Raw genomic sequence first — 20,676 nt, 5'->3', positions numbered from 1 at the left:
CCGAGGAGGTGAGGACTCATGGTTGACGTCATCGAGGAAAGGCGCGCAGCCGTGCTACCCGGCCTGCGGCGCCCGGCGGTGCGCTGGAAGAGGCTGCGCGGCAACGCCGGACTGCTGATCGCGGGCGCTGTCGCGCTGCTCGCCGTGGGATGGGCGCTGGCGCCGTCGGTCTTCGCGGGCGGCGACCCGCTGACCGGCGTGCCCGCGCAGAAGTTCCAGGGCCCCAGCGCCGAACACTGGTTCGGCACCGACAATCTCGGACGCGACCTCTACACCCGGATGGTGCACGGCGCCGGGCTCTCGTTGACCGCCACGCTGGCTGCCGTCGGCATCGCGCTCGTCGCCGGGTCGCTGCTCGGGCTGCTGTCGGGCGCGATCGGCGGCGTGGTCGACGCCGTGGTCATGCGTTCGGTCGATGTGCTGCTGTCGGTGCCCGCGCTGCTGCTGTCGCTCGCATTGGTCACCGCGCTCGGCTTCGGCACCGGCAATGTGGCGATCGCGGTGGGCGTTTCGCTGGTGGCCAATTTCGCGCGCGTGATGCGATCGGAAGTGCTGCGGGTCCGGCAAGCGGTGTACGTGGAGGCGGCCCACGCCGCGGGGGTGCGCTGGTACACGGTGCTGGCCAGACACGTGCTGCCCAATGCCTACCAGCCCGTACTCGCCTTGGCCGCGGTCGAATTCGGCATGGCGGTGCTGGCGGTGTCGGCGCTGAGCTTCCTCGGGTACGGCGCGAAGCCGCCCACCCCCGAGTGGGGCACGCTGATCTCGGAGGGCCGCAATTACCTCGCGACCGCTTGGTGGATGACCACCCTGCCCGGGTTCGTCATCATCGCCGTCGTGCTCGCCGCACAGCGCCTCGGACGCGCGATCGGGAAGGGAGAACACCCGTGAGCGCCCCGGCATCTCCGCTGCTGCACGTCCAGGACCTGCGGGTTCGGTACCGGTCCGGAACCGGCGCGGCCACCGCGCTGAACGGGGTGTCGCTCACGGTGGCCCGCGGCGAGGTGGTGGCGCTGGTCGGCGAATCCGGCTCCGGCAAGTCCACGCTCGCCCACGCCGTGATCGGCCTGCTCGGGTCGAACGCCGAGACCACCGGGGGGACCGTGACCTTCGACGGCGCCGTGGTCGACACCGGCTCCGAACGCGCGCTGCGGCGGCTGCGCGGAGTTCGCATCGGGTTCGTCCCCCAGGACCCGGGGCTGTCGCTGAACCCCGTCCGGCGGGTGGGTGATCAGGTGGCCGAAGCACTGCTGGTGCACGGACTGGCCGACCGCAAGGCGGCGCGGGCGCGGGCGATCGAACTGCTGGCCGACGCGGGACTGGATCGGCCGGAACTGCGGGCCGGTCAGTACCCGCACGAGCTGTCCGGCGGGCAGCGCCAGCGGGTGCTGATCGCCGCGGCGCTGGCCTGCGCACCGGACCTGGTCATCGCCGACGAGCCGACCAGCGCGCTCGACGTGACCGTCGCGCGCCGGGTGCTCGACCGGCTCGCCGAGCAGATCGCGGCGCGCGGCACGGCGGTGCTGCTGATCACCCACGATCTGGCCGTCGCCGCCGAACGCGCCGATCGGCTCGTCGTGCTCAACGGCGGCGAGGTGGTGGAGAGCGGCCCGACCGCCGAATTGCTGGCCACACCGCGCCATCCGTACACCAAGCGCCTGCTCGCCGCCTCGCCCAGCCTCGCTCCCGCGGGCGGCTACCGCGAGCCCAAGCCACGCGGCGGTAAGCCGCTACTGGTCTTGCGCGAAGTGCACAAGACCTTCCGGGCGCACGGGGGCGACAGCGTGACCGCGGTGGCCGGGGTCGGCTTCGAACTGGGCCGCGGCGAGACCCTCTCGCTGGTCGGCGAATCCGGGTCGGGCAAATCCACCACCGCGCGGATCGCGTTGCGGCTCACCGAACCCGATCGCGGCGAGGTCACCTTCGACGGGCAACCGCTGTCGAAGGCCCGTGGGTCGCGGCTGCGCGCGCTGCGCAAACGCTTCCAGGTGGTGTACCAGAACCCCTACGCCTCGTTGGATCCGCGCTGGCGGGTGGGCGCGATCATCGAAGAACCGTTGCGCGCCTATGGAGTCGGCAGTCGTGCGCAGCGGCGCGACCGGGTGGCGGAGTTGCTGGCGCAAGTCGCGCTGCCGTCCGGGTTCGCCCGGCGCAAGCCCGCCGAGCTGTCGGGCGGGCAGCGTCAGCGCGTCGCCATCGCCAGGGCGCTGGCGCTGCATCCCGAGCTGCTGGTGCTCGACGAACCGGTCTCCGCGCTGGACGCCTCGGTGCAGGCGCAGATCCTCGAACTGCTGGACGGCCTGCAGGCCGAACTGGCGCTGAGCTACCTGTTCATCTCGCATGATCTGGCGGTGGTGCGCCGCATCAGCGACCACGTCGCGGTGTTGCGGCGCGGCCGCATCGTCGAATCCGGCCGCACCGCCGAGATCTTCGGCAACCCGCGGCACGAGTACACCCGCGAGCTCTTGTCGGCCATCCCGGCGCCCGCAGTCCCGAAAGGCGTGTCGTAATGCCCCGTCCGACCTACCGCCACAGCCGGGTGCTGAACCGACAGCAGCGCTGGGCCCCGTGCCGCAGCCGCCCGGAACCCGCCGTCGCGTCCTGCGCGATCACCCCTCCCTCCGCACCGGAGCCCACCACCGGCCACGAGCCGTGGTGGCACCGACCGAAAAGGATCGCCCTGATGGTGTACTCCGCCTTCAACCGGAAACCGGCCGCCACCGACGCCGAACCGTCTCCCACGCCGGACATCCCGGCTGCCCCCGCCGTCTTCGCACCCGATCCCGCGCGCTGGTGGCGCACCCGTCTGCGCGCCCCGCGTGCCGCCGACACCTCCGGCAACCCGCGCGTGCACGCCGTCGCCCCGGTCCGCGCCGAGCGCGACCGCCGCGCGGTGCGGTCCGCGCGCGGCATGCGCGCCGCGCTGTGGCAGCAGGCGCTGCTGCTGGGACCCGACGTCGCCGGATCCGGGACCCATCCGGCGCTGCGTCAGCAGATCGAGGCGGAGGGCACGGCCTGATGGCGCACTCCGGCTTCTTCCTCGCCGTCGAAGCGGCGGGCACCGGCGCGCACCCCGCGTCCTGGCGGCGTACCGACTCGCGCGCGGAGGACCTGTTCACCGGACGGTACTGGACCGAGGTGATCGTCGCGGCCGAGCAAGCGGGCATCGACGCGGTGTTCCTGCCCGACTCGTTCGGCGTGCAGCCCGGCGGCCCCGGCGCCACTCGCGGCAGGCTCGACGCGATCGCGATCGCCGCCCGCGTCGCCGCCGCCACCCACCGCGTCGGTCTGATCCCCCAGGCGCCGGTCACCCACACCGAACCGTTCCATCTGGCGAAGGCGATCCAGAGCTTGGACTTCGCCACGCTCGGCCGGGCGGGCTGGGAGGTCACCGTCTCCGAAGGAGACGAGCAGGCGCGGGCGTTCGGGCGCAAACCGGCGCGGGACGCGGCCGCGCTGTGGCACGAGGCCGACGAGGCGATCGAGGTCGCCACCCGGCTGTGGGACAGCTGGGAGGACGACGCGGAGATCCGCAACGCCTCGACCGGCCGCTTCGTCGACCGGGACAAGCTGCACTACATCGACTTCACCGGCGACAACTTCGCCGTGAAGGGGCCCTCCATCACACCGCGCTCGCCACAGGGCCAACCGATCGTCGCGGTGCGCGCCGACGGCGCGGCCGCCACCGCGGTCGCGCTGCGCCGCGCCGACCTGATCCGGATCGGCACGGACGATCTCGACGCGGCGCGGGCACGGCGCACCGCGTTGCGCACTGCGCTCGCGGACGCGGGACGCGACCCCGACAGCGTGCACGTGCTACTGGATCTCGACATCCACCTGGCCGGCTCCGCGGACGCGGCACGGGCGGAAGCGCATACCTTGGACGGCTGGGCCGGCCCGGTTCGCACCGCCGCGCCCAGCGCCCTGCGCCACCTCGGGACCGCAGAGACACTGCGCGAAGTGCTCGCGGCCGTGGACAGCGCCGAGGCCGCCGACGGCGTCGTCCTGCGCCCGCTCGCGCTTCCAGCCGCCGTGCGCCTGCTGCCCGGGATCGACCGGAAGCCGCTGTCGAACAGCACATTACGTGCCCGCCTCGGGCTGCCCCGTCCGGAGAGCCGCTACGCCATCAGCACGAAAGGCACCCCGTCGTGACCGACAAGCCTCGCAAGCCGGTCCACCTCGCCGCCCACTTCCCCGGCGTGAACAACACCACCGTCTGGAGCGACCCCGAGTCGGGCAGCCAGATCGATTTCGCGTCGTTCGAGCATCTGGCGCGTACCGCCGAGCGCGGCCTGTTCGACTTCTTCTTCCTCGCCGAAGGGCTGCGGCTGCGCGAACATCGCGGCCGTATCCACGACCTCGACGTCGTGGGCAGGCCGGACACCTTCACCGTGCTCAACGCGCTGGCCGGGGTCACCGACAAGCTGGGATTGGCCGGCACCATCAACAGCACGTACAACGAGCCGTTCGAGCTGGCCAAGCAATTCGCCTCGCTAGACCATCTCTCCGGCGGCCGCGCGGCCTGGAACGTCGTGACCTCCTCCGACGCGTTCACCGGCGAGAACTTCCGGCGCGGCGGCTATCTCGAGCACGGCGAGCGCTACCACCGCGCGGCCGAGACCGTCGAGGTGACCCGCGCGCTGTGGGACAGCTGGGCCGCGGACGCACTGGTCGTCGACCGGCGGGCCGGGGTGTTCGCCCGGGAGATTCCCGAAACCCGCCATCGCGGCATACAGTTCGACATCACCGCCCGATTCGTGCTGCCGCCGAGCCCGCAGGGCCACCCGGTGCTGTTGCAGGCGGGCGACTCCGAGGACGGCCGGGAATTCGGCGCGGCCACGGCCGACGCGATCTTCACCGGCCACGGCACCCTGGAGGACGGGCAGCGCTTCTACGCCGACCTGAAAGGCCGCCTGGCCAAGTACGGGCGCACCCCCGACGAGCTGAAGATCTTCCCCGCCGCTACTTTCGTCCTCGGTGACACCGAGGCCGAGGCGCAGGAACGCGCCAGGCACATCCGCCTCCAACAGGTCGGCCCGCAGACCGCGATCGCCTTCCTCGAACAGGTTTGGGGCCGGGATCTGTCCGGATACGACCCGGACGGACCGCTGCCCGACGTCGAGCCCGTCGACGACGTGAACATCACCCGCGGCCGCGTCCGGCACGCCAAAGATCCCCGCGCGGTCGCCGAATCCTGGCGGGCCAGAGCCGAAGCCGAAGGGCTCAGCATCCGGGAGCTGATCATCGAGGTCACCGCGCGCCAGCAGTTCATCGGCACGCCCGCGGCGGTCGCCGAGCGGATCGACGCGTACGTGCAGTCCGACGCCGCGGACGGTTTCATCCTCGTCCCGCACCTCACCCCGCACGGGCTGGACGAATTCGTCGACCGGGTCGTCCCGGAACTACAGGAGCGCGGCAGCTTCCGCACCGAGTACGCCGGAACCACCTTGCGCGACCACCTCGGCCTGCGCCATCCCCACCGTCGAACCACCGCCCACGAAGGAGCCGAAGCGTCATGACCACGAGCATCACCACCGTTTTCGAGACCGAGTGGGCGCGCTGGCACCACACGCGGGAAGACCAACTGCGCGACCCGCTCGGCTTCCTCGGCCTGACCGCGCTGCACTGGCTCACCGACCGCCCCGAACGGCTGCCGGACCTGCCCGGCACCTGGTGGGTCACCGACGAGAAGGTGTTCATCACCGCCCAGCCCGCCGACCGGCTGGAATACGACGGGCTCGGTATCGCGGGCGTACAGATCGTCACCCCTGCCGAAGGGGCGCCCGGCCTGCACGTCCGGCAGGAGCGCCGGATACTCGAGGTGATCCGCCGCACGGGCCGCTACGCCGTCCGGGTGCACGACCCCGCTTCGCCCGCCCTGCTGACCTTCGACGGCATCCCGGCCTACCGGCCCGACCCGCGCTGGGTGGTCCCGGGGCGCTTCACGCCGTTCGCGCAGCAGCGGACCGTGGTCACCGGCGCCGTGGTCGAGGGGCTCGAGCACCGCCACAGCGCCGCGGGCACCATCGAATTCCGCATCGGCGAGGTGACCGAACGCGTCGTCGCGTTCGGCGACCAGGACAACCTGCGGGTGCTGTTCACCGACGCCACCAGCGGTGTGACGACCTACCCGACGGCGCGATCGCTGACCGTGGGCACGCCGGAGGCGGACGGCACGGTGCTGCTGGACTTCAACCGAGCCGCGAATCTGCCGTGCGCCTTCACCGATTTCGCGACCTGCCCGGTGGCGCCCGCGCAGAACCGGCTGCGCGTGGCCATCGAAGCGGGCGAGCAGGACCCACGTCGGGGACGTGCCGCATGAGCGGCCGGTTCGTTCCCCTCTCGATCCTGGACCTGTCCCCGATCAGCGCGGGCTCGACCGCGCAGCAGGCCCTGCGCAACACCGTCGATCTGGCCAAGCACGCCGAACAGTGGGGCTACCACCGGTACTGGCTGGCCGAACACCACTTCGTCTCGGTGGCCAGCTCCTCCTCGATCACCCTGATCGGGTTGGTCGCGGCGGCCACCGAGCGCATCCGGGTGGGTTCGGCGGCGGTGCAGGTGGGTCATCACACCTCGGCCTCGATCGTGGAGGCGTTCGGCACGATCGACGCGCTGTACCCGGGCCGGCTCGACCTGGGCCTCGGCCGGTCGGGTCATCGACGCGGCCAGTTCGGCGCGGAGGCCGCGCGGCCCGCGCGCGGCAAGCCCGTGGTCGGCACGGTGACCGGACGCACCGAGATCCGTGACGGCGTTGTCGTTCCGCCGCCGTTCGACCCGGGCCGCATCCTGGACCGGTCCAAGTTCATCGCCTCGGTGGGTGCCCTCCAGCAGCGCGGCGCGCAGCCGCTGGAGTTCGCCGAGCAGGTCGGCGAGGTGCGCGCTCTGCTGGCGGGCACCTTCGTCAGCCCGGAAGGCGTTGCGTTGCACGCGGTTCCCGGTGAGGGCGCGCAAGTGCGGCTGTGGCTGTTCGGCAGCACCGCGGGCGAGAGCGCGGAGCTGGCCGGGCGGCTGGGGCTGCCGTTCGCCGCGGCCTATCACGTCTCGCCGGGCACCGCGCTGGACGCGATCGAGGCGTATCGCGCGGCGTTCCGGCCGTCTGCCGAGCTGGCCGAGCCGTACGTGGTGATCTCCGCGGACGTGGTCGTGGCCGAGGACGACGCCACCGCGCGGCGGCTGGCCGCTAGCTACGGCCACTGGGTGCACAGCATCCGCAGCGGCGCGGGCGCGGCCGACTATCCCGATCCGGCGACCATCGCCCCGCTCACCGCGGAGCAGCGGCGCCTGGTCGACGATCGCCTCGCCACCCAGTTCGTGGGGTCACCGGGCACCGTCGTGGAACGGCTGTCCGCGCTGCAACGCGTCAGCGGAGCGGACGAACTGCTGGTGACCACGATCACCCACCGGCACGCCGATCGGCTGCAATCGCATCGGCTGCTCGCCGAGGCGTGGGGGCTGCGCGCGGCCCGCGCGGCCTGACGCTGCGCCGGCCGGTGCGCCCTCGAGTACACCGGCCGGTCACCGAGGCCGCCATAGTGCTCGCCGGAGCGGCTCGAATGCGCCGTCCGGGGACGAGCGGCCGCCGGGCACGGCGTCGAAAGCGGCCGGTGACGCACAGGTAGCGCCCACCCGAGACGGGAGTCTCAGACGCTGACCGGGGCGGCCGTGACGCCGTAACCGAGGTTGGTCAGCACCTCGCTGGTCGCCTTGGCGAAATTGAGCGTGATGAAGTGCAGGCACGGCGCGCCCTCGTCGATCAGCCGCTGGGCGATCTCGGTGGCGATCTCGATGCCCGCCGCGCGCACCGCCGCGGCGTTCTCGTCCCCGCCGTCGCCCGCCGCCGTGCGCAGCCGCCGCATGACCGAGTCCGGCAGCGGCCTGCCGCACAGCTCCTCGGCGCGCTGCACCGTGCGCAGCGACGTGATCGGCATCAGCTCCGGAATGATCGGCTTGGCGCCCTCGATCGGGTCCAGCGCCACCAGCCGATCGCGCAAGCGCAGGTAGTGCTCGACGTCGAAGAACATCTGGGTGATCGAGTACTCCGCTCCCGCACGCAGTTTCGCGGCCAGGAACGCGGTATCGGTCGCCAGGTCCGGCGAGCGGTGGTGGCCCTGCGGGAACGAGGCCACACCGACGTGGAAGTCACCGAGGTCGCGCACGATACGCACCAACTCCTCGGCGTAGGAGACGCCCTGCGGATGCTTGTGCCACTCGCCCAGCGGGTCGCCCGGCGGGTCGCCGCGCAGCACCAGGATGTTGCGGATACCGGAGTCGGCGTACGCGCCGACCAGCGAGCGCAGCTCCGCGACGCTGTGCTCCACCGCGGTCAGGTGCGCGACCGGCAGCAGCGTCGTCTGCTGCGCCAGTTCCCCGGTCACCCGGACGGTGCGGTCGCGAGTGGAACCACCCGCGCCGTAGGTCATCGACACGAACGCGGGATGCATGCACTCGAACTGCCGCACGGCGCGCCACAGCCGCGCCTCGGCGGCGGCGTCGCGGGGCGGATTGAACTCCACGGAGAACGGCACCGCATGCCCCGCGTGAGCCCGCAGACTCTGTACGACCGAAGGTGTTCCAGAGACGTTCGGGTGCGTCCGGGACTGCCGGCCAGGGGTCGAGCTTCCCCGCACGTTGTCGAAAGTCACCGGTTCAGTGTAGAGGTGGCCGGTGGCGGCCCCGTCGGGTCGCTCGGACGTCCCGCGTATTCTTCGCTTCGAGCGACATGTTCGCCACGCCGAGCGACACGCGCGACCACCCCCGCTCGGCCCCGAATCACCCGCAGCGCCCGGGCACCCTCCGCGACCCCGTGCGTCCACCATCCGCACGACCTTGGAGGCTCCTCTGTCCGCCGCAACCGGTACTCAGACGCCGCGTCCCGCGGTGCCGCAGCCGGGCACCCCCGCCTTCGTCACCGCCGTGGAAGACGCCCTGACCAGTTTCTTCGCCACCCGCCGCCCGACGACCGAGCGCCTCGGCCCGGTCTTCGTCGAGGCCACCGACGCGCTCGAGCAGTTCGTGCTGCGCGGCGGGAAACGCACCAGGCCCGCGTTCGCGTGGACCGGGTGGCTCGGAGCGGGCGGCGATCCGCACGCCCCCGAGGCCACCGCGGTGCTCACCGCCTGCTCCGCACTCGAACTCGTCCAGGCCTGCGCGCTGATCCACGACGACATCATCGATTCCTCCCGCACCCGCCGCCGCTTCCCCACCGTGCACGTCGACTTCGAGCAGCGCCACCGCGACCGCGGCTGGGCGGGCGACTCGGCGCACTTCGGCGCCAGCGTGGCCATCCTGGTCGGCGACCTGGCGCTGTCCTGGGCCGACGACATGGTGCACGCGTCCGGACTGGCGCCCGCGGCCATCGCCCGGTTCGCCCCCGTGTGGGCCGACATGCGCACCGAGGTGCTCGGCGGTCAACTGCTCGACATCAACGGCGAAGCGGGCGGCGACGAATCGGTCGAGGCCGCGCTGCGGATCAACCGTTACAAGACCGCCGCCTACACCGTCGAACGCCCGCTGCACCTCGGCGCCGCCATCGCCGCCGCCGATCAGCAGCTGATCGAGGCCTACCGCCGGTTCGGCACCGCCATCGGGATCGCCTTCCAGCTGCGCGACGACCTGCTCGGCGTATTCGGCGATCCGGCCGTCACCGGCAAGCCCTCCGGCGATGACCTGCGCGAGGGCAAGCGCACCGTGCTGCTGGCCGAGGCGCTGCGCCGCGCGGACGAGACCGACGCCGCCGCGGCCGCGCTGCTGCGTTCGAGTATCGGCACCGACCTGAGCGCCGAGCAGGTGCAGCGGCTGCGCGCGCTGCTCGCCGAACTGGGCGCGGTCGACGAGGTGGAACGCCGGATCGCCGAACTCACCGACAGCGGTCTGGCCGCGATCGAGGCCAGCTCGGCGACGCCGGTGGCCAAGGAACGGCTGCGCGCGATGGCGCTGGCCGCGACCGAGCGCGCGGCGTGAGCCGGGTATCGGGCGCCACGGCGAGGAGACGAACCGGAATGAGAACCGTTGCGGGACCGACCGATCGCGTCGTGGTGGTCGGCGCGGGCCTGGCCGGCCTGTCGGCCGCCCTCCACCTGACCGGCGCGGGTCACACGGTCACGCTGCTCGAGCGGGCCGACCACCCCGGCGGCCGGGTGGGCCGGTACCAGGGCGCCGATTACGAGATCGATTCCGGCGCCACCGTTCTCACCCTGCCCGAACTGATCACCGACGCGCTCGCCGCCGTCGGCCGCGCCCCGGAGACCTGCGAGCCCCCGCTGCGCATCCACCGGCTGGCGCCGGGCTATCACGCCCGGTTCGCCGACGGCGCGCAGATCAGGGTCTTCGCCGACCCGGACGCCATGGCCGCGGAGGTCGAGCGGACCTGCGGCCCGGCCGAGGCACGCGGATACCGGCGCCTGCGCGCATGGCTGGCGCGGGTCTACGCGGCGGAGTTCACCGAGTTCATGGACACCAACTTCGACTCGCCGCTGGATCTGGTGCGCCTGCCCGAAAAGCGCCGCGCGCTGGTCGAATTGGCACGTCTCGGCGGGTTCGGCAGGCTCGGCCCGCAGGTGCGCCGGTTCTTGCGGGATCAGCGCCTGGCGCGCCTGTTCACCTTCCAAGCCCTCTACGCGGGCATGCCGCCCGCGCAGGCGCTCGCCGTCTACGGCGCGATCCCGCATATGGACACCTCGCTGGGCGTCTACTTCCCCGAGGGCGGTATGCGCGCGATCGCCGCGGCGCTGGCGCACGCGTTCGCCGAGGCAGGCGGCACGCTGGAACTGAATGCCGAGGTGGTCGGCATCGACTACGCGGGCAGGCGAGCCCGGCGCGCCCGCACCGCCGACGGGCGCTCGTTCGACTGCGACGCGCTCGTGCTCACCGCCGACCTCGGCTCGCTGGACCGTTTCGGTGTGCGACCACGGCGCGGGCTGCGCGCCTCGCCGTCGGCGCTCGTCGCGCACGGCACCGTCCCCGCCGCGGTCGCGGCGCGATGGCCGGTGCAGGCGCACCACACCATCGAGTTCGGGGAGGCCTGGGACCGCACGTTCACCGAGATCACCGCTCGCCGCGGCCGCGGCAAGCTGATGAGCGACCCCTCGCTGCTGCTGACCCGGCCCGCGCTGACCGATCCGAGTCTGTTCGTCGAACGCGGCGACGGACGCCACGAGCCGTTCTCCTTGCTCGCGCCGTGCCCGAATCTCGCGGCGGCGCCGCTGGACTGGCCACGCCTCGGCCCCGCCTACCTCCGCGAGTTGCTCACCGTGCTGGAAGCGCGCGGCTACCGGGACATCGCCGAGCACTTCACCGTCGACCGGCTCGACACACCTCGGACGTGGCTCGACTACGGCATGCTTGCGGGCACGCCGTTCTCCGCCGCACACCTCTTCCGGCAGACCGGCCCCTTCAGGCCGCGCAATTTCCCGCGCTCTAGCGACAATGTGGTTATCGCCGGTTGCGGCACCACTCCGGGCGTGGGCGTGCCGACCGCCCTGTTATCCGGAAAACTGGCGGCAAACCGCATCGCGGACGAGGTCGGGCGCACTTCGCGTGCGACCCCGCGCACCAGCCGGATAGTGTTCGAGACGACGCCGTAAACTAAACGCCGACCTATTCGCTCGCGGTTGCGACCGCCGACCACTCGGGGGGACCGACACCAGATGGCATCCCCCGAAACGCGCACCGCAGAGGCCGCCTCCGCCGGTGACACTCGTCCCTCGTCGCCCGCCTCCGCACGTCGCGAATCGGCCACCGACCGCGGTTTCCTGTGGTGGATGCGCACCTGCGCCGACTTCGCCAGAAGCCCGGAGGGCCATGCCGCCCTGCTCGGTTTCTTCGGCGCGCTCATGATCATGTTCGGCGGTTTCGGCGCGGGCAGCGTGCGCAAGCGCGACCCGCTGCTCGAGGCCATGCACCTGTCCTGGCTGCGGTTCGGGCACGGTTACGCGCTGTCGACCATCTGCATCTGGATCGGCGTGCTGCTCATGATCACCGCCTGGGTCCGCCTCGGGCGCGCCACGATCGGCACCGGCGACCGGACCGGCGCCGAGGTGACGCTCAACGAGCTTCGCGCCATCGTCGGCATCTGGATCGCGCCACTGCTGTTCGCCGTGCCGATGTTCAGCCGCGACGCCTACTCCTACCTGGCCCAGGGCGCGCTGCTGCGCGACGGCTTCGACCCCTACCAGGTCGGCCCGGTCGCGAATCCCGGTGTGCTGCTGGACAACGTCAGTCCGGTGTGGACCACCACCACCGCGCCCTACGGTCCGGTCTTCCTGCTGCTCGGTCGCGCGATCACCGCCGTGACCGGCGACAACGTGGTGGCGGGCACCATCGCGATGCGGCTGGTCATGCTGCCCGGCCTGGTGCTGATGATGTGGGCGGTGCCGTATCTGACCAAGCACCTCGGCGGCAAGCCGACCGTCGCGCTGTGGCTGGCTGTGCTCAACCCGCTGGTGCTGATCCACCTGATCGGCGGCGTGCACAACGAGATGCTGATGGTCGGGCTGATGTGCGCGGGCATCGCGCTGGTGCTGGAGCGCCACCACGTGGCGGGCATCGTGGTCGTCGCGATCGGCGTGGCCATCAAGGCGACCGCGGGCGTCGCGCTGCCGTTCCTGGTCTGGATCTGGATGCTGCACGAACGCGAACGCCGCGCCGCCCAGCGGGTCGGGCGCGATCCGGCGCACCTGCCCGCCAGCGAGCAGCCCGGCGACGCCGCGGAGCCGACGGAGGACATGCCGCATCCCGCGCTGATGTTCGGCAAGATCGCCGGGCTCGGTCTGAGCGTGTTCGCGGTGGTGTTCGTCGCCGCCTCGGCCATCGCGGGCGTCGGCATCGGCTGGCTGACCGCGTTGTCCGGGTCGAAGAAGATCATCAACTGGCTCTCGCTGCCGACCGTGATGGCGCACGCGATCACCTGGATAACCCCGCTGCGGCTGGAATCGGTGCTCGAGGTGACCCGCGCGATGTGCGCGCTGGCCTTGGTCGCCGTACTCGCCCTGACCTGGTGGCGCTTCCGGCACAGCGAGCGCGAGGCGGTGCTGGGCATCTTGATCGCGTTCGTCGCGATCGTCATCCTCTCGCCGGCCGCGCTGCCCTGGTACTACTCGTGGCCGCTGGCGCTGGCCGCCGGGTTCGCGCTGTCCACCACGACGCTGATGGCGCTGGTCGGCGTATGCACCTGGTTGATGCTGGTCTTCCAGCCGGACGGTTCGATCGGCCTGTACAACTTCTGGCACGTCGTCGCCGCCACCTTCGCCGCGAGCGTCGCGGCGCTGTCGCTGCGCACGGTGGACCCGCTGCGCCTGCGCACCACGCCGCCGAGCACTGTCACGGCCACGCCCGGCGAGGCCACCGCTTCGCCCGTCGCCCGATGACCGAAGGCCGGCTACCCAGTTCCGCCCTGCTCCCGCTCGCCTACCGCGAGTGCAGGCAGATAGCCGCCACGCACGGCCGCACCTACTTCCTGGCCACCCGGCTGCTCTCGGCCGAGCGACGGCCCGCCGTGCACGCGCTGTACGCGTTCGCGCGCATGGTGGACGACGTCGTCGACCGCACGGGCCGTCCCACCGCCGCGCCCGACAGCGACCCGGTCACCGAACTCGACCGAATCGAGCGGGACCTGCGGGCCGCGCTGGGATCGCACACCGGCGAGGCCCGCGGCGACGCGCTGCTGCCTTCCGGCCCGAAGCCGGAGCACGAACGAAGCCGGGAAGCGAGACTACGGCCGCGTGCCCTCGTGCTCGCCGCCGTCACCCACACCATCCACCGCTACGGCATCGCGGCACAGCACTTCTGGACGTTCCTGGACTCCATGCGCATGGACGCGCCCGGCGCCCCGTCCTTCCGTAACCGCTACGCCACCATGGCCGAGTTGCGCGACTACATGCGCGGCTCCGCGGCCGCGATCGGACTGCAACTGCTCCCCGTGCTCGGCACGGTTGTCCCGGTGCCGGAGGCCGAACCCGCCGCCGCCGCTCTGGGCGAGGCTTTCCAGCTCACCAACTTTCTGCGTGACGTCGCGGAGGATCTCGACCGCGACCGGGTCTACCTGCCCGCCGATGCCCTCACCGCGTTCGGCGTCGACGACGATCTGCTGTTCGAATGCCGGCGCACCGGCCGCACCGATCCGCGGGTCCGCCGTGCCCTCGCCCATCTCATCGCGGTCAACCGGGATCTCTACCGCCGCGCCGAATCCGGCATCGACATGCTCGAACCCCGGGTACGCCCCGCCATCCGCACCGCGGCCACCCTCTACTCCGACATCCTGCACCACATCGAACGCAGCGACTACGCCGTCTTCGACCACCGCGCCGCGGTGCCCCGCCACCACCGCCTGCGCGTCGCCGCCACCGAATTCACCACCGCCACGCTCCGCAACCGCCTGGACCGCTGACGACCGACCAGCCCACCTCCGCGTCGCAGACGAATCGACGGCGAGTGCTGGGCCACGGTAGCGGCAAGCTCCCCCGCATGGTGAGCAGCGCGCGGAAGTAAGCCGAGCCGGGCCCCAACGCGGTCAGTGCGGCGGCGCAGATTCGGGCAAGGCGCGAGCGGGGAGAACGGCTCGTGCCCTCCGCCGCCGCATTCGACAAACAGGCTCGGATAGGCCGAGCGGGCCGCATCAGAACTCCAGGCCCGCCATCGCCGACGGCGAACTCGAATCGGCGCCACTACGGCCGACGCAACGAGCCCGCGCGAAGCGACACCGAGCGTGGCCCGATAGCCCAAGGCACCAGCATCCACTTGATCCCGCGTTGACCACACGCGACCACACCAGCTCAACCACCGGTTTCGAGCGAAGCGAGACCGAGCATCCGCCGTTCGCGGCCCGGCTCGCGTCCGAGTGGCCGCCGCGTACGCGACGAAGGAGCAAGCGGCGGTCACTCGGACGCGAGCCATGAAGGGGCCGCGAACACCCAGCGCCGCAGGCGCTGGAAAAACAACTCAGAACGGGTCCGCGGCCGCCCGGCGCAGGACTTCGCGGGCCAGGGGGCCGTGCAGGGCGTCGATCGGTTTGCCGGGCAGGCTCTCGTCTTCGGTGAAGATCCACTCCAGGATCTCCTCGTCGGTGTACTTGGCGTCGCGCATCACGGTGATCAGGCCGGGCAGCGGCTTCACGACCGCGCCGGTGTCGTCGAAGAACCGCTCGGGGACGCCCGCGACGCCGTTTCTGCGGAGGGCGAGCAACTGGTGATCGCGCAGCATCTGGTGCACCCGGGTCACCACCAGCCCGAGTCGGTCGGCCACCTCCGGCAGCGGCACGAGGGCCACCGACTGCGGAAGGACGTCGTCACTGCAGGGAAATGCACTCACCCGGACAACGGTAGACGGTGACCTGCCGCACGTCGTGAGACACCCGGGGTGGTGGGAGTCGATACCATCGTGGGGGCCGCACGGAGCGGCAAACTTTGTGAAAGCCGGAGGACTTCTCTTGATCGGCCAGATGCTGGAAGGGCGCTATCGGATCGATGCGCCGATCGCCCGCGGCGGAATGTCGATGGTCTTCCGCGGGGTCGACACCCGCCTGGACCGGCCGGTCGCCATCAAGGTGATGGACCCGAAGTTCGCGGGCGACCCGCAGTTCCTGTCCCGATTCGAGTTCGAGGCGCGCGCGGTCGCCAAGCTCAAGCATCCTTCGCTGGTCGCGGTGTACGACCAGGGCATCGACGGCGACCATCCCTTCTTGATCATGGAGCTGGTCGAGGGCGGCACGCTGCGCGAGCTGCTGCGCGAACGCGGCCCGATGCCACCGCACGCGGTGCGCGCCGTCGCCGAACCGGTACTGGCGGCGATCGGCGTCGCGCATTCCGCTGGGCTGGTGCACCGCGACATCAAGCCGGAGAACGTGCTGATCTCCGACGCGGGCGAGGTGAAGATCGCCGACTTCGGCTTGGTGCGCGCGGTGGCCGCGGCGAACACCACGTCGGCCAGCGTCATCCTCGGCACCGCCGCTTACCTGTCGCCCGAGCAGGTCACCAGCGGCTCCGCCGACTCCCGCAGCGACGTCTACTCCTTCGGCGTGCTGATCTTCGAAATGCTCACCGGCCGTGTCCCGTTCACCGGCGACACCTCGATCTCGGTGGCCTATCAGCGCATCGAGAACGATGTGCCGAGCCCGAGCGGATTCATCTCCGGGGTGCCGCCGGAGTTCGACGAGCTGGTGGCCAAGGCCACCGCGCGCGATCCCGCGCACCGGTTCGCCGACGCGAACGAGATGGCGGCAGCGCTGCGGCAGATCGGCACCGCGCTGCGCCTGCCTCCCTATCGGGTGCCCGCGCCCCAGGAGTCCGCCGAGCATCTCAGTGCCGGCTACCGCGTCGTCGCGCCGGATCACGACGACCGGCCGGATTTCGCGGGCGCGTCGGCCCACGACCCCCATGCGCCGCAACCGGTGCAGCACACCAAAGTGGTCACCGCCCAGCGGCCCCGCGTCGACTACAGCCCCCCGGCGGACTACGACCGGCCCCAACCGGCGCGTCAAGCCCACCCCGCGCCGCCGTACGCGCCGCCCTACGCCGACGAGCTCAACCGCTCCCGGCGCACCGTGTGGATATGGGTGGCCATCGTCGCGGCGCTCACGCTGCTGGTCGGCATCGGGGGCTGGTGGGTGGGTGTCGGCCGGTATTCGGCGGTGCCGCCGATCGCCGGGCTGGACACCGACAAGGCGGTCGCCACGCTGCAGAGCGCCGGGTTCGAGACCGAGATCCGGCAGAAGGCGTCGGACACGATCCCGGTCGGCGGCGTGGTCGGCAGTGACCCGTCGGCCGGGTCCAAGATCACCAAGGGTTCCACGGTCGCCGTCCTGGTCTCCAATGGCAAGCCCAAGGTGCCCGACGTCAAAGCGGGTGACCAGGTGTCGAAGGTCAATCAGTTGATCCGGGACTACGGGCTGCAACCGGTCGACGCGGGCGAAGAGTCCAACGCCGCCCCCAAGGGAACGGTCGCCCGGGTGGAACCGCGGCCCGGCACCGTGCTACCCCTGGGCGGGCAGGTGAAGGTCTACCGCAGCAAGGGATCGCAGCCGGTCAAGGTTCCCGACGTCCGCGGCAAGTCGACCGACGAGGCCACCAAGATCCTCAGTGCCGCCGGAATCGCGATCCGCGAGACCAAACCCCAGTTCGACCGCAGCATCGAGGCGGACAAGGCCATCGGCACCCAGCCGGGCGCAGGCGCCACCATTCAATCCGGCGACGGCGTCGTCCTGCTGATCTCCAATGCCCTGAAGATGCCCGACGTCCGCGGATGGACCGTGGCCAACGCCCGGGCCAAGCTGGAAAGCCTCGGCTTGCAGGTCGAGGTCAAACAATTGGCCCGAGCCGATAGCTCTCTGGTGGTCTCGCAAACTCCGGCCATCGGAGTCAACCTCGAGGCGGGCGACACCGTCACCATCGTGGCGCTTCCCTGACCGGAAGCGAGCGTGCGAAGTCCGGCCGCTGACGCGGCTCGGATCTCAGCGCAGCATCTCGGCGACGAGGAACGCCAGCTCCAGTGACTGCTGGGTGTTCAGGCGGGGGTCGCAGGCGGTCTCGTAGCGGCCGGACAGATCGAGGTCGGAGATGTCCTGGGCGCCGCCGAGGCATTCGGTGACGTCCTCGCCGGTGAGTTCGATATGCATGCCGCCGGGGTGCGTACCGAGCGCGTGGTGCACTTCGAAGAAGCCCTGCACCTCGTCGACGATGCGGTCGAAGTGACGGGTCTTGAAGCCGGTGGACGCCTCGTGCGTGTTGCCGTGCATCGGGTCGCACTGCCAGATCACCTGGTGGCCGGTGGCCTGGACCTTTTCGATGATGGGCGGCAGCACGTCGCGGACCTTGCTGTGGCCCATGCGCGAGACGATGGTCAGGCGGCCCGGCTCGTTGTTCGGGTCCAGTCGCTCCACGTATTCCACGGCCTGCTCGGGCGTGGTGGACGGGCCGATCTTCAGGCCGATCGGGTTGGCCACCAGTTCCGCGAACGCGATGTGCGCGCCGTCGAGCTGGCGGGTGCGCTCACCGATCCAGAGGAAGTGCGCCGACAGGTCGTAGAGCACCGGCTCGCCGATCGCGTTGTGACTCAGGCGCAGCATGGCGCGCTCGTAGTCCAGCACGAGGGCCTCGTGGCTGGCGTAGATGCGCGCCGCTTTCAGGCTCGGATCGTTGACCCGGCACGCGGTCATGAACGCCAAGCCGCGATCGATCTCCTCGGCCAGTGCCTCGTAGCGCGCACCGGCGGGCGATTTGGCCACGAAGTCGCGGTTCCAGTCGTGCACCTTGTGCAGATCGGCCATGCCCGCGCCGGTGAGCGCGCGCACGAGGTTCATCGCCGCGCTGGCGTTGGCGTAGGCCCGGACCAGGCGGGAGGGGTCGTGCTCGCGCAGCGCCGCGTCGGCGGCCAGCGCGTTCACCATGTCGCCACGGTAGGACTTCAGGCCGAGCGCATCGGTGTCCGACGAGCGCGGTTTGGCGTATTGGCCCGCGATCCGCGCGACCTTCACCACCGGCAGGCTCGCACCGTAGGTGAGCACGACCGCCATCTGCAGCAGGGTGCGGATGTTGCCGCGAATATGCGGCTCGGTGTTGTCGGCGAACGTCTCCGCGCAGTCGCCGCCCTGCATGAGGAACGCCTCGCCGCGGGCGACTTCGGCCAGCTGAGCGCGCAGCTCCTCCACCTCGGCGGGCACGCAGATCGGCGGCACGCTCTCGAGCACGGTGCGCATCTCGGCCGCCTGCTCCGGATCCCAGGACGGCTGCTGCAGCGCAGGTCGCGCCAGCGCGTCGTCCAGCCGCCTGCGCAGCTCGGCGGGCAGCGGCGGCAGTTCCGGCAGGCGATCGATGGGTACGTCGACGGTCCAGTTCACCAGTCCAGAATACGGACCGCCACCCCCTCGCAGGAACCCAGTCCCAGGGCTGGAATCGCCCCACCTGAGGTGAATGGCTTATACCCCGGTGGGTACCGGCCACCAGGGGATCCCCCTGGATGCGGCGCGAATTCACTACCGATCGGATGCCGCGTCTACGACCTCGTCGCATTATCGTCTTCGGCAGCACCGTAGAGTTCGAGGATTTCTTTCGCCCAGGCGACCAGATCTCGCACTCTCTGCCCTGTCGACTGACGCCTGAGCCACAACTCCAGGTTCTCCGGCCGGTTGTCCGACTTATCGCCGTTGATATGGTGAACATTCTCTCCCGGACGGAGCTTCCTGCCCGGTTCGGCCTCCATGACAACCCGGTGCTCTAATTCCAAGCCCCCTTCCGGAAGACGGATCATCAAATAACCGTACGAAGATATCCGCCGCCCATCGTGCGAGCTTTTGCGACGCCGTCCGGGCGACCCCCGCCCCGGGGCGCCATCGACGCTCCCCCATCGCCGAACCTCATGGATGTGCGATCGACAGATTTCACGCTTCATAACTACTGGCCTAGAACAGCTTTCGATGGCACAGCGCGGAAGCCCGCTACGGGTCCTGCGCATAATGGTTGCCACACACGCCTCGTGCTCGTACCTGACGCGCGCAACCTTCTACACTGCATACGAGAACACTGGCCATTCCACCCCCGTGTTGCCGAATTACTGCCAGCGAAGATATCAGAGAGGCTTGGTGCTTGAAGTATTTTTATGACTGCGAATTCATCGAGGACGGTGTGACCATCGATTTGGTCTCCATCGGCGTCGTCTGCGAAGACGGCAGGGAGTACTACGCGGTGTCCACCGAATTCGATGCCGGACGTGCGGGTCCCTGGGTGCGCAAATTCGTTTTGCCCCAGCTGCCGTCGCCTTCCTCTCCGTTGTGGCGCAGCCGCGCCCGGATCCGGGACGAGCTGTACGCGTTCTTGGTGCCGCGGCCGACCGTGCAACCGGAGCTGTGGGCCTGGGTGTCCGCCTACGACCACGTCGCCCTGTGCCAGCTGTGGGGCTCCATGGTCGACCTGCCCAACACCCTGCCGCGCTACACCAACGAATTGCGCCAGCACTGGGAGGCGCACGGCCGTCCCGACCTCCCGCCGATCCCGCCGGACGCGCACGACGCGCTGGCCGACGCCCGGCACAACCTCGCCAAGTTCGAAGCCATCGAGGCCGCACGCCGCGCGGCGCCACGCCTGTGACACCCGCGGTATGACGCAGAACGGCCCCCGAGTCGCATTCGACTCGGGGGCCGTCCGGTGGGGCGGGCGTCAGTGGCCGTGCTTGCCGTTCGCCGCCTCCTGAGCGCGCTGCAGCACCTTCAGCTGCCTGTGCTCTTCTTCGTGCTCGATCTCGAAGTTCCGATCGCTCTCCTCCTGCGGATCGGGCCGCAGGAAGCTGCCGGTGCCCGGCTTGCCGGCCGAACCCAGCTTGCTCATCTTCTTCGGGACCGGTGCGCCCTGGTACTCCAGCGGAATCGGGTGGCCGTGCGCGTCGACCGGGCCGAGCGGCTGATGCACCTCGATGTACTCGCCGTGCGGCAGACGCTTGATCACACCGGTCTCGATGCCGTGCTCGAGCACCGCGCGGTCGCTGCGCTGCAAGCCGAGGCAGAACCGGTAGGCGATGTAGTACGCCGCAGGCGGGGCGACGAGCAGGCCGATGCGGCCGATCCACGTGGTCGCGTTCAGCGAGATGTCGAACTTCAAGGCGATGATGTCGTTGACGCACGACAGCGTCAGCACCACGTAGAACGCGATCGCCATCGCGCCGATCGCCGTGCGAACGGGCACGTCGCGGGGG

Annotated in this window: 17 protein-coding genes and 1 pseudogene; 13 read left to right on the top strand and 5 right to left on the bottom strand. The window is 70.8% G+C overall.

Features of this window, described 5'->3' with window-relative positions:
* Positions 1 to 18: 18 nt before the first annotated feature.
* The 7 genes from ACGF7Y_RS34075 to ACGF7Y_RS34045 are packed head-to-tail and all read left to right on the top strand — an operon-like array spanning position 19 to position 7,479.
* On the top strand, positions 19 to 891 hold the full coding sequence (locus ACGF7Y_RS34075) for an ABC transporter permease (protein ID WP_393241341.1): 873 nt from the start codon (positions 19 to 21) through the stop codon (positions 889 to 891).
* Positions 888 to 2,510 carry a dipeptide ABC transporter ATP-binding protein gene (locus ACGF7Y_RS34070; RefSeq protein WP_393241338.1) on the top strand — a complete coding sequence of 541 codons (1,623 nt, stop codon included), beginning with the start codon at positions 888 to 890 and terminating at the stop codon, positions 2,508 to 2,510. The genes ACGF7Y_RS34075 and ACGF7Y_RS34070 overlap by 4 nt, the downstream gene beginning before the upstream one ends.
* Positions 2,510 to 3,019 carry a hypothetical protein gene (locus ACGF7Y_RS34065; RefSeq protein ID WP_393241335.1) on the top strand — a complete coding sequence of 170 codons (510 nt, stop codon included), beginning with the start codon at positions 2,510 to 2,512 and terminating at the stop codon, positions 3,017 to 3,019. Before ACGF7Y_RS34070 ends, ACGF7Y_RS34065 begins: the two co-directional genes overlap by 1 nt.
* A complete protein-coding gene (locus tag ACGF7Y_RS34060; RefSeq protein ID WP_393241333.1) occupies positions 3,019 to 4,152 on the top strand; it encodes an LLM class flavin-dependent oxidoreductase in 1,134 nt (377 codons plus the stop codon). The genes ACGF7Y_RS34065 and ACGF7Y_RS34060 overlap by 1 nt, the downstream gene beginning before the upstream one ends.
* Positions 4,149 to 5,519, top strand: a complete 1,371-nt coding sequence (locus ACGF7Y_RS34055) for an NtaA/DmoA family FMN-dependent monooxygenase (protein WP_393241330.1) — start codon at positions 4,149 to 4,151, stop codon at positions 5,517 to 5,519. Before ACGF7Y_RS34060 ends, ACGF7Y_RS34055 begins: the two co-directional genes overlap by 4 nt.
* On the top strand, positions 5,516 to 6,322 hold the full coding sequence (locus ACGF7Y_RS34050) for a DUF1684 domain-containing protein (RefSeq protein WP_393241327.1): 807 nt from the start codon (positions 5,516 to 5,518) through the stop codon (positions 6,320 to 6,322). Before ACGF7Y_RS34055 ends, ACGF7Y_RS34050 begins: the two co-directional genes overlap by 4 nt.
* Positions 6,319 to 7,479 (top strand): LLM class flavin-dependent oxidoreductase, encoded by a 1,161-nt coding sequence (locus ACGF7Y_RS34045; RefSeq protein ID WP_393241324.1) that lies wholly within the window; start codon positions 6,319 to 6,321, stop codon positions 7,477 to 7,479. The genes ACGF7Y_RS34050 and ACGF7Y_RS34045 overlap by 4 nt, the downstream gene beginning before the upstream one ends.
* A gap of 164 nt (positions 7,480 to 7,643) precedes the next feature.
* On the opposite strand, the gene ACGF7Y_RS34040 is transcribed toward ACGF7Y_RS34045, so the two are convergent.
* Positions 7,644 to 8,645: a methylenetetrahydrofolate reductase gene (locus tag ACGF7Y_RS34040; RefSeq protein WP_393241321.1), complete on the bottom strand. Its 1,002-nt coding sequence runs from the start codon at positions 8,643 to 8,645 to the stop codon at positions 7,644 to 7,646.
* A 184-nt stretch (positions 8,646 to 8,829) separates the two neighbouring features.
* Here ACGF7Y_RS34040 and ACGF7Y_RS34035 point away from each other — a divergent pair, with 184 nt between their 5' ends.
* The 4 genes from ACGF7Y_RS34035 (at position 8,830) to ACGF7Y_RS34020 (ending at position 14,386) form a co-directional block, all read left to right on the top strand.
* Positions 8,830 to 9,963, top strand: a complete 1,134-nt coding sequence (locus ACGF7Y_RS34035; protein ID WP_393241319.1) for a polyprenyl synthetase family protein — start codon at positions 8,830 to 8,832, stop codon at positions 9,961 to 9,963.
* A 38-nt stretch (positions 9,964 to 10,001) separates the two neighbouring features.
* Positions 10,002 to 11,585, top strand: a complete 1,584-nt coding sequence (crtI, locus tag ACGF7Y_RS34030; protein WP_393241316.1) for a phytoene desaturase family protein — start codon at positions 10,002 to 10,004, stop codon at positions 11,583 to 11,585.
* A 63-nt stretch (positions 11,586 to 11,648) separates the two neighbouring features.
* Positions 11,649 to 13,367 (top strand): alpha-(1->6)-mannopyranosyltransferase A, encoded by a 1,719-nt coding sequence (locus ACGF7Y_RS34025; RefSeq protein ID WP_393241313.1) that lies wholly within the window; start codon positions 11,649 to 11,651, stop codon positions 13,365 to 13,367.
* Positions 13,364 to 14,386, top strand: a complete 1,023-nt coding sequence (locus tag ACGF7Y_RS34020) for a phytoene/squalene synthase family protein (RefSeq protein WP_393241310.1) — start codon at positions 13,364 to 13,366, stop codon at positions 14,384 to 14,386. Before ACGF7Y_RS34025 ends, ACGF7Y_RS34020 begins: the two co-directional genes overlap by 4 nt.
* A gap of 551 nt (positions 14,387 to 14,937) precedes the next feature.
* Here the strand turns inward: ACGF7Y_RS34020 and ACGF7Y_RS34015 are convergent.
* The gene (locus tag ACGF7Y_RS34015; protein ID WP_063054019.1) at positions 14,938 to 15,306 is read right to left on the bottom strand and encodes an Rv2175c family DNA-binding protein; all 369 of its coding nucleotides are present in this window, start codon (positions 15,304 to 15,306) and stop codon (positions 14,938 to 14,940) included.
* Between the two features lie 130 nt (positions 15,307 to 15,436).
* On the opposite strand from ACGF7Y_RS34015, the gene pknB reads away from it, so the two are divergent.
* Positions 15,437 to 17,398 carry a Stk1 family PASTA domain-containing Ser/Thr kinase gene (gene pknB / locus ACGF7Y_RS34010; RefSeq protein ID WP_393241428.1) on the top strand — a complete coding sequence of 654 codons (1,962 nt, stop codon included), beginning with the start codon at positions 15,437 to 15,439 and terminating at the stop codon, positions 17,396 to 17,398.
* Between the two features lie 45 nt (positions 17,399 to 17,443).
* Here the strand turns inward: pknB and ACGF7Y_RS34005 are convergent, their stop codons facing one another.
* Together ACGF7Y_RS34005 and ACGF7Y_RS34000 are read right to left on the bottom strand one after the other, a co-directional pair.
* Positions 17,444 to 18,829, bottom strand: a complete 1,386-nt coding sequence (locus tag ACGF7Y_RS34005; RefSeq protein ID WP_040865895.1) for a class II 3-deoxy-7-phosphoheptulonate synthase — start codon at positions 18,827 to 18,829, stop codon at positions 17,444 to 17,446.
* A 155-nt stretch (positions 18,830 to 18,984) separates the two neighbouring features.
* Positions 18,985 to 19,239, bottom strand: a complete 255-nt coding sequence (locus ACGF7Y_RS34000; protein WP_393241307.1) for an HNH endonuclease — start codon at positions 19,237 to 19,239, stop codon at positions 18,985 to 18,987.
* A gap of 335 nt (positions 19,240 to 19,574) precedes the next feature.
* On the opposite strand from ACGF7Y_RS34000, the gene ACGF7Y_RS33995 reads away from it, so the two are divergent.
* A complete protein-coding gene (locus tag ACGF7Y_RS33995; protein ID WP_393241304.1) occupies positions 19,575 to 20,075 on the top strand; it encodes a polyadenylate-specific 3'-exoribonuclease AS in 501 nt (166 codons plus the stop codon).
* Between the two features lie 69 nt (positions 20,076 to 20,144).
* Here ACGF7Y_RS33995 and ACGF7Y_RS33990 read toward each other — a convergent pair.
* Positions 20,145 to 20,676: pseudogene (locus tag ACGF7Y_RS33990) on the bottom strand (cytochrome b); the annotation flags it as partial.

The sequence above is a fragment of the Nocardia sp. NPDC047654 genome (genome assembly GCF_043205035.1).
Taxonomy (GTDB): Bacteria; Actinomycetota; Actinomycetes; order Mycobacteriales; family Mycobacteriaceae; genus Nocardia.
Note: the sequence above shows the minus strand (reverse complement) of the source record. Positions and strands in the feature narration are given on the sequence as shown.

What these genes read in the sequence shown, in the direction of transcription:
- ACGF7Y_RS34000 (WP_393241307.1), bottom strand. Translation starts at nt 19,239, where the DNA reads ATGATCCGTCTTCCGGAAGGGGGCTTGGAATTAGAGCACCGGGTTGTC.
- crtI (WP_393241316.1), top strand. Translation starts at nt 10,002, where the DNA reads ATGAGAACCGTTGCGGGACCGACCGATCGCGTCGTGGTGGTCGGCGCG.
- ACGF7Y_RS34045 (WP_393241324.1), top strand. Translation starts at nt 6,319, where the DNA reads ATGAGCGGCCGGTTCGTTCCCCTCTCGATCCTGGACCTGTCCCCGATC.
- ACGF7Y_RS34025 (WP_393241313.1), top strand. Translation starts at nt 11,649, where the DNA reads ATGGCATCCCCCGAAACGCGCACCGCAGAGGCCGCCTCCGCCGGTGAC.
- ACGF7Y_RS34050 (WP_393241327.1), top strand. Translation starts at nt 5,516, where the DNA reads ATGACCACGAGCATCACCACCGTTTTCGAGACCGAGTGGGCGCGCTGG.
- ACGF7Y_RS34065 (WP_393241335.1), top strand. Translation starts at nt 2,510, where the DNA reads ATGCCCCGTCCGACCTACCGCCACAGCCGGGTGCTGAACCGACAGCAG.
- ACGF7Y_RS34075 (WP_393241341.1), top strand. Translation starts at nt 19, where the DNA reads ATGGTTGACGTCATCGAGGAAAGGCGCGCAGCCGTGCTACCCGGCCTG.
- pknB (WP_393241428.1), top strand. Translation starts at nt 15,437, where the DNA reads ATGCTGGAAGGGCGCTATCGGATCGATGCGCCGATCGCCCGCGGCGGA.
- ACGF7Y_RS34060 (WP_393241333.1), top strand. Translation starts at nt 3,019, where the DNA reads ATGGCGCACTCCGGCTTCTTCCTCGCCGTCGAAGCGGCGGGCACCGGC.
- ACGF7Y_RS34020 (WP_393241310.1), top strand. Translation starts at nt 13,364, where the DNA reads ATGACCGAAGGCCGGCTACCCAGTTCCGCCCTGCTCCCGCTCGCCTAC.